Source organism: Micromonospora sp. NPDC051296 (assembly GCF_040682255.1).
GTDB classification, from domain to species: Bacteria; Actinomycetota; Actinomycetes; order Mycobacteriales; family Micromonosporaceae; genus Micromonospora; species Micromonospora craterilacus.
The window spans coordinates 1-6,767 of sequence record NZ_JBFBAO010000369.1; the positions used below are offsets into that span (position 1 = coordinate 1).

Here is a 6,767-nt window from a genome sequence, read left to right on the forward strand (position 1 = left end):
GTGCTGCTGATGGGCCGGCGCCCCCGCCGATCACGCACGCCCGCCAGAACCGCCAGCCTGCGTGACCGCAACCCTTTGTGACCACAACCCCGCCGGACCGCGACCTCGCGTGGCCGCGACCCTGCGTGACGACCACCGGCAACCGCCGGCCACCTCCGCGCACGCTTTGCTCTGCTTCAACCCACGCACTGGCAGCTGATCAGCTGCAACACAGCGGATCATGACCACGCCACACGGCATCAGCGGGCACAGAGAGTGACCGTTGCGCCGGTTGAAGCAGAGCAAAGCGAGAGAAGGGTAGAGGTCAGGGGTGGGCGGACCAATACCAGCAGCGACGGCCAACAGCCAGTCGCGGTCAGGTGGGCCGTTGGCGGAGGGTCGGCGAGGTGAGCGCCGCCAGTGCGGCGGTGGCGAGTACGACCGCGCAGCCGGACAGCACCGCCGGGGCGCGGACGGCATCGGCGAGCGAGCCGAGCACGTTCGTGGTCAGCAGCAGCGGCAGGCTCTGCGCGAGCACCAGCACGGACTGCACCCGGGCCAGGTGGGTGACCGGCGCGGCGGCCAGGATCAGCGGGCCGATGTGGGTGGCGAAGACTCCCGACCCGAGCCCGATCGCTGCCCCGGCCGCGGTCGCCCACACTGGTGACCGGCCAGCGGCCAGCGCGGCCACCGCGGCGGCGGCCACCAGAAGGCCGGCGGCGGCCGCCATTCCGGGGCGGGACAGCGCTCCGCGCACCAGCACCGTCACCGCGACGGACGCCGTACCCAGCGCCACCGCCGCGACGACCGCGCCGGTGGCCTGCGGCGACCACGCCCGTTCCCGGGCCAGCAGCGGTACGAGCAGCGAGGAGACCGGCAGCAGGAACCCGGCGGCGACGCCGGTCAGCAGCAGCGCGGGCCGCAGCGCGGAATGCGACGCGGCGATCCGCAACCCGTCCACCGCGGCCCGCCACACCGACGGCACCGGATCCGCCGTCCGCCCCTCGCGCGCATCCGACGCGCGGCCCGCACCCGGGTCCGACGAGCGGCCTTCGCCTGGGCCCGAGGACCCACCGGCGCGTGGGCGCAGGGCCACCAGGATCGACAGCACCACCAGGAAGCCCGCGGCGTTGGCCAGGGCCACCCCGGCCAGCCCGGCCGCCGCCAGGACCAGGCTGCCCAGGGGCGGCCCGGCGAACACGGCCAGTTGACCGGCCACCTGGCGGGCCGACATGGCCCGGGCCAGCGCGGCGGGCGGCACCAGGCGCCGGGGCATCGAGCCCGCGCTGGGCAGGTAGAAGGCGTCGACGATCCCGATGGCCAGGGCGGTGAGCAGCAGCGGCAGCCGCGGGTCCGCGGCCGAGGACGCCGCGACGGCCAGCGCCACGGTGACCACGACCATCGCCGCGACCGAAATGATCATTACCCGCCAGGCACCGACCCGGTCGGCCACCGCCCCGCCCACCAGCAGCAGCAGGACGCGGGGCAGGTTGATCGCGGTGAGCACCAGGGCGGCGAAGCGGCCGCCCTGCCCGGCCGCCACCCAGGCCATCGCGAAGGCCATCGCCTGCACGCCGACCAGGGACACCCCCGTGCCGCCCAGCCACGCCCAGTACCCGCCCGGCACGGCCGTCCGGCCGCCGGTCGACGTCGCCCGACCGGTTGATGTCGCCACCACGGAATCTCCCGCCCACCGCCGACCGCGCCGGCCGGTGCCGGGTGGGACGGCTCCGGTCGGTCTCTCGCGTCGGCACTGTCCGGCCTCGACCCGGTCGAGGGTCAAGCCGGAGCGGCGTGGCCCGCGGCCGATCCGACCGCCGCCGCGGTGCGCAGGCCAAACCCGCCTAGTCCGCCAGCTCGGTGCGCGGGAGCATGTCGGGCGACCAGGTGAAGCGGTAGCGAGGAGCGGCCACCGCCCGGGCGAAGGCCGCTGCCACGGCCGGGGAGCTGACGATCCGCCAGTCCTGCTCCTTGGTCACCTCGAACCAGATGAGGCCGATGATGTCCTCGTGCTGCGGTAGCAACCGGAACGTCTCGGTGATCCATTCGGCCTTGCGGCCACCCGTGTCGGAGGCACCGGTCTCGGTGATGACCAGCGGCTTGCCGCTGAAGGCGCGAATCTCCTTGATGGTCTTTTTGAAGATCGCGTCGAAGGACCGGTACTTCGAGAAGGCTCCCATGCCGTAGTAGCCCGAGAGGCCCACCCAGTCGACGTACTCGTCACCCGGGTAGAGCCTGGCGAGCTTCGGAGTCGAGCCGTCCCACCTGGTGTTCGGGCTCCACACCCAGATGACGTTGGTGGCTCCGGCGGCCTCGAACAGATCGTGCACGTGGCGCCACGCCTTGACGTAGTCGCCCGGTTTGTTGCCGTTGGCCGTCTCGCACCACGGGTACCAGTTGCCGTTCATCTCGTGCGCGAACCGGATGGCCACCGGATGGTCGAGCGCCTTGATCCCTTCGGCCCAGGACAGCAGGTACTCGTCGAAGTCGCCGCGCGCGATGCGGGACAGCCGGTAGTCGGGCTGGTTGGAGCGGAGGCGGTCGATCGTACGGCGGGCAGCCCCCTTCTTGCGGGCCTCCTCGTCCAACCGGTAGTCCCATGGTTCCCAGGCCAGCATCGGCAGCATGCCGCGACCGCTGATCCCGTCGAAGAGCGTACGGTCGAACCTGTCGGTCGCCCATCCCGAGCTGAAGAGCATGACCTGCGGCTGGTGTTTCGCCGCCGCGGTGAAGTCGTCCACCGGCGTGAAGTCGTGCGGACCCTCCTTGGTCGCGACACCGATGAACACCTTCTCGGCCGGCGGGAAGACCTCCGGCGGTCGGGGCGACGTGCTCGGCGCGACCGCGACCGCAGCCGGATCGGGGCTGACGTGTTCCCGTCCGCCGGTCCCGGGCGCGATGGCGAAGGCGTAGGTCAGCAGCAGCGCGCCGATCAGCGCCATCGTGACCCGCGGCAGGGTCAGCCTCGCCATGGCACACCCTGCTCGGCCGCCACCCGTGCCGTCGCCCGGCCGCGCTGCTCGTCGCCGGTACGGGCGACGAGCGGGACCGGTTCACGGTACCGCTCAGCACGGGCCAGGATGCTCGACCCGACCGCGATAAGCGGTGGACCGAGGCCGGTCAGCAGGGTCAGCACCGGCCACACCCGGAGCAGGGCGAAGTCGTTGTCCAGCGCGAAGCTCGCGGCGAGCAGGCCGGCGGCGAAGGCCGCCCAGCACAGGTGCAGGCGGAAGGTGCCGAGCGACTCGGTGGTGCGCAGCTTGCCCTTGGCCGTCACCACGAACCCGAGCCTTCGTCGCAGCAGCGCACCGACGCCGGCGGCCACGTAGACCGGGCCGGCGAACAGGGCCAACGCCATGCCGACCAGGCCGATCTCCTCCCGCTCGTGCGGCGCGATGTTGAACCGGCGCAGCCAGAGCCACAGCGCGAACCAGGTGCCGATGGTCGAGCCCCACAGCACCGACCACACGGTGACGTCGAGTTGGGCCGCGCTCACGCCGGTGAGCAGGTACATGGCCGTGGCGAAGTTGCCCAGCAGCAGGCTGACCGCCACGCTCGGGTAGTAGAACTGGAGCAGGCGGTACTGCCAGCGTCGCCGTGCTCGCAGTTCACGCGGCGCCCGCAGCTCGGGGCGGACGAGGATCTCACAGATGCCGGCCGCCCACCGCCGCTGCTGGTTGAAGTAGTCGGCCCACGACGTCGGGCCTTCCCCGATGGCGACCACGTCCGGGGTGTAGACCCCCTTCCACTGGTTACCCGTCTGCGGGTTCGCGGCGGCGTGGATCCGGATGCTGGTCAGGTGGTCCTCGATGATGGAGTCCTGGTAACCGCCGACGCTGCGCCACGCCGACGGCCGGTAGAGGTGGCCGGTGCCGGTGAGCAGTGGGGCGTCCAGGCCGTTCCCGCCGCGGGCGATGAGTCCGTTGTAGAGGTACTGCTGGACCGAGGCGCCGTGCGCGACCAGGTTCTGGTGCATGTTGCCGTAGACCTGCGGGGTGACCACGAAGGCGACGTCCGGGTCACGGAAGTAGCCGAGCGTGCGTTCCAGGAAGTTCGCCAGCGGTACGTGGTCCGGGTCGACGTTGGCGACCACGTCGTACCGGTGCTCGTGTTCGGCCCGCCAGGCGTTGTGGTTTCCCGATTTCGTCCTGGCGCGGAACTCGCCGCTGGGCTGGTTGTACTCCGGTCGACCCCGGCGGCTGAAGTGCCGTACCCCGAGTCGGGTGGCCATCTCCTTCACCGCCGGGTCGTCACCCTCGTCGAGGATCCAGACATCCACCTGGCCGCAGTAGACGATCTGCCGCAGCCTCCGCAGCGTCCGTTCGACGACGTCGATCGGTTCCTTGCTCGGCACGATCGTGGTGAGCAGGGCCACCCGCAGGCCGACCGGCGGATCGACCGGCACCGGGTCCCGGGCGTGGTGCGCGAACACCCAAACGACCGCGTTCTGCGCGAGGCGGATCAGCTCGACGCCGACGACCACGCAGAAGCCGAGCCGAGCCGCCGTGGTCTGCCAGCTGCCGAGCCCGGTCACCCCGGATCCGGGTACGTGGTCGGGGAGCAGCAGCCAGCCGACGAGCAACAGCCCCGCCGCGCTGTTGGCGAGGACGAGCAGCGCCAAGGTCAGCCGTGCGGCGGGCGAGAGGACGTGGCGGAACTCGACCGCCGCCTGCGGATGCCGCGGCGCGAGCAGGGGACCGGTGGTCGCCCCACACTTCGCGTACGCGAGGCGAGCCCGGATGTTCAGCTGACGACGGTCAGCGCGGGTATCGGCCGCGACGCCCACGTTGCCCCCCAAGGGTCTGGATCCTGCTCGCCACGAACACGGATACGGCTGATCCTAGGCCGCATAAACGGGCAAACCCGCCGAATTTAGACCAAAATACTCCGGTTCGGCAGCCGCTCAGAGATCCGGCCGTTCGTCCACCAGCAGGGCCAGCGTGAGCCCGTCCGGTCGCCAGACCTGCGCCACCTGATACCTCGTGCGCAGCAGCCGCTCCTTCGCGCCACCGATGGCCTGCACCGGGTCCGCCTGCTCGCCGAGTCGCACGACCCACAGTCGCCGGGTGTCTCCCAGGCACCCGGCCACGTCGGCGCACTCGGCGACCGGGAGGCGCCCGTCGACTGGTTGCGGCCCCGTGGCGAGCACGTCCCTGGGGCGACGGTCGGCCGGCAGGTAGTGCGCCACCACGGTCCGGCCGACCCATCCGCCCGCCGGGTCGGCCGAGCCGTAGACCACGCCGTCGCCGGGTTGCAGCCGACGTTCGATGATCTCCGCGAGCTGCCGGGTGGCCTGCTGATGCCCGCCTGGTTCCCGAACGGCGACGTGCATCGGCGCACCGAGCACGGCGATCGCCGCCAGCACACCCACGGACCAGCGAGCGCGGACCCGGGTGAGGGCGGCCGCGCCGAGTGTCGCCCACGCGGGAAGCGTGAAGAGCATGAGCTGCGGCAGCCAGATCGGCGTCGCCTGCGCGACGAGCAGCAGCACGACCGGCGGCACCACCGCCCAGGCGGTGTACAGGGCGGCGGGGTAGCGCAACGGCAGGCTGAACAGCGCCAGCGCGAGCAGCACCACCCCCAGCGCGGTGACACCGAACAGCTCCCTCGGCGTCGCGGCCAGCACGGTCAGGCTCGGATCGGACACCTGCGCGAACCGCCCACCCTGTTGCCCGGTGTGCCAGAGCAATCCGGCCGCCGGCAGCGCGCCCAGACCCCCGGCGACCAGCCATCGGACGGCCACCTCGCGCCGGAAGGCGAACAGGGTCCAGCCGTGGCCGACGAGCAGCAGCAACGCGACGACGCTGGACAGACCCAGCACCAGCACCGACGCGCCGTACACGGCGAAGCGCCAGGGCCTCGGCCGGTCGACGGCCGACCGGAGAAGCCACGTGGCGAGCACCGCGGCGAGCAGGGTCAGCGCGTGCGGTTGGGCCTCCTGCGCGTACCGTGCGGATGTCGGCAGCAGGGCGAAGACCAGGCCGGCCAGGAGGCCGGTGCCCGGCGCGAACATCCGGGACGCCAGCGCTCCGACGAGCGCCGCAGCGACGGTCATGGCCAGGATGGAAGGTCCGCGCAGCGCGAGGTCCGAGGTGCCGAAGACCTCCGCCCAGGCGCGCATCAGCAGGTGGTACGGCGTGACGGCGGCCTCGCCCCAGCCGAGCGTCGACCAGGTGCCCGACCAGGATGACGCGACTCTGCCCCAGGTCGCGAGTTCTTCCAGGCGCAGCCCGGGTGCGCCGGCCCCGGCGATGCCGAGCGCGCCCATCAGCAGCGCCGGCGCCAGCCATGCGGCGACCCGCCACCGGTGGGTGTCGGTCACCGGACGCCCGGGCGCGGGGGCGGTGCCGTGGCCTTCTCCCCAGGGGTCCTCGTCGCTGGCCTCCGGCGACCCGAGCCGGGGCAGGACCATGGTTACGGCGTCCTTCATCGTGTCTCAACCATCTCCGTGGGTTCCCGTCGCCCTGGAGCATATTGAGCAAAGTTCACCACGACGGCCAGACGCCACAAAAGCAGCCAGACCGGCACTTACCGTCGAAAAGCGGCAACAAGCCACGGCGACCGACCTGGCCCCCGGTATGGTGTCGACCCGCCCTCCCCGGCCCCCCGACCAGGGCTTGCGCGCTCGCGATTGTTAGCAAGAACATCCGCACCACGCGCCAGCAGCAGACACAATCAGTGACCGTTGCGTCGGTTGAAGCAGAGCAAAGACATCCCAGGTGCTTGGATGTCAAGCGGTGGCGTGGTTGGGGTGGTGTGACCAGGCGGTCGTCTCGTCGTAGACGGTG

The 6,767-nt window shown here is 71.8% G+C and carries 4 protein-coding genes; all 4 read right to left on the minus strand.

The features are described 5' to 3' along the window. Nucleotides 1-355 precede the first annotated feature (355 nt). The 4 genes from AB0M52_RS28160 to AB0M52_RS28175 all read right to left on the minus strand — a co-directional run bounded on the left by AB0M52_RS28160 (nucleotide 356) and on the right by AB0M52_RS28175 (nucleotide 6,409). Complete coding sequence (locus AB0M52_RS28160; protein WP_363959826.1) at nucleotides 356-1,654, minus strand: MFS transporter; 1,299 nt, start codon at nucleotides 1,652-1,654, stop codon at nucleotides 356-358. Between the two features lie 169 nt (nucleotides 1,655-1,823). After that, nucleotides 1,824-2,951 carry a glycosyl hydrolase gene (locus AB0M52_RS28165; RefSeq protein WP_363959829.1) on the minus strand — a complete coding sequence of 376 codons (1,128 nt, stop codon included), beginning with the start codon at nucleotides 2,949-2,951 and terminating at the stop codon, nucleotides 1,824-1,826. After that, nucleotides 2,939-4,777, minus strand: a complete 1,839-nt coding sequence (locus tag AB0M52_RS28170) for a glycosyltransferase family 2 protein (protein ID WP_363959832.1) — start codon at nucleotides 4,775-4,777, stop codon at nucleotides 2,939-2,941. The genes AB0M52_RS28165 and AB0M52_RS28170 overlap by 13 nt, the downstream gene beginning before the upstream one ends. A gap of 105 nt (nucleotides 4,778-4,882) precedes the next feature. Then, on the minus strand, nucleotides 4,883-6,409 hold the full coding sequence (locus tag AB0M52_RS28175; RefSeq protein WP_363959835.1) for a glycosyltransferase family 39 protein: 1,527 nt from the start codon (nucleotides 6,407-6,409) through the stop codon (nucleotides 4,883-4,885). Nucleotides 6,410-6,767: the final 358 nt, after the last annotated feature.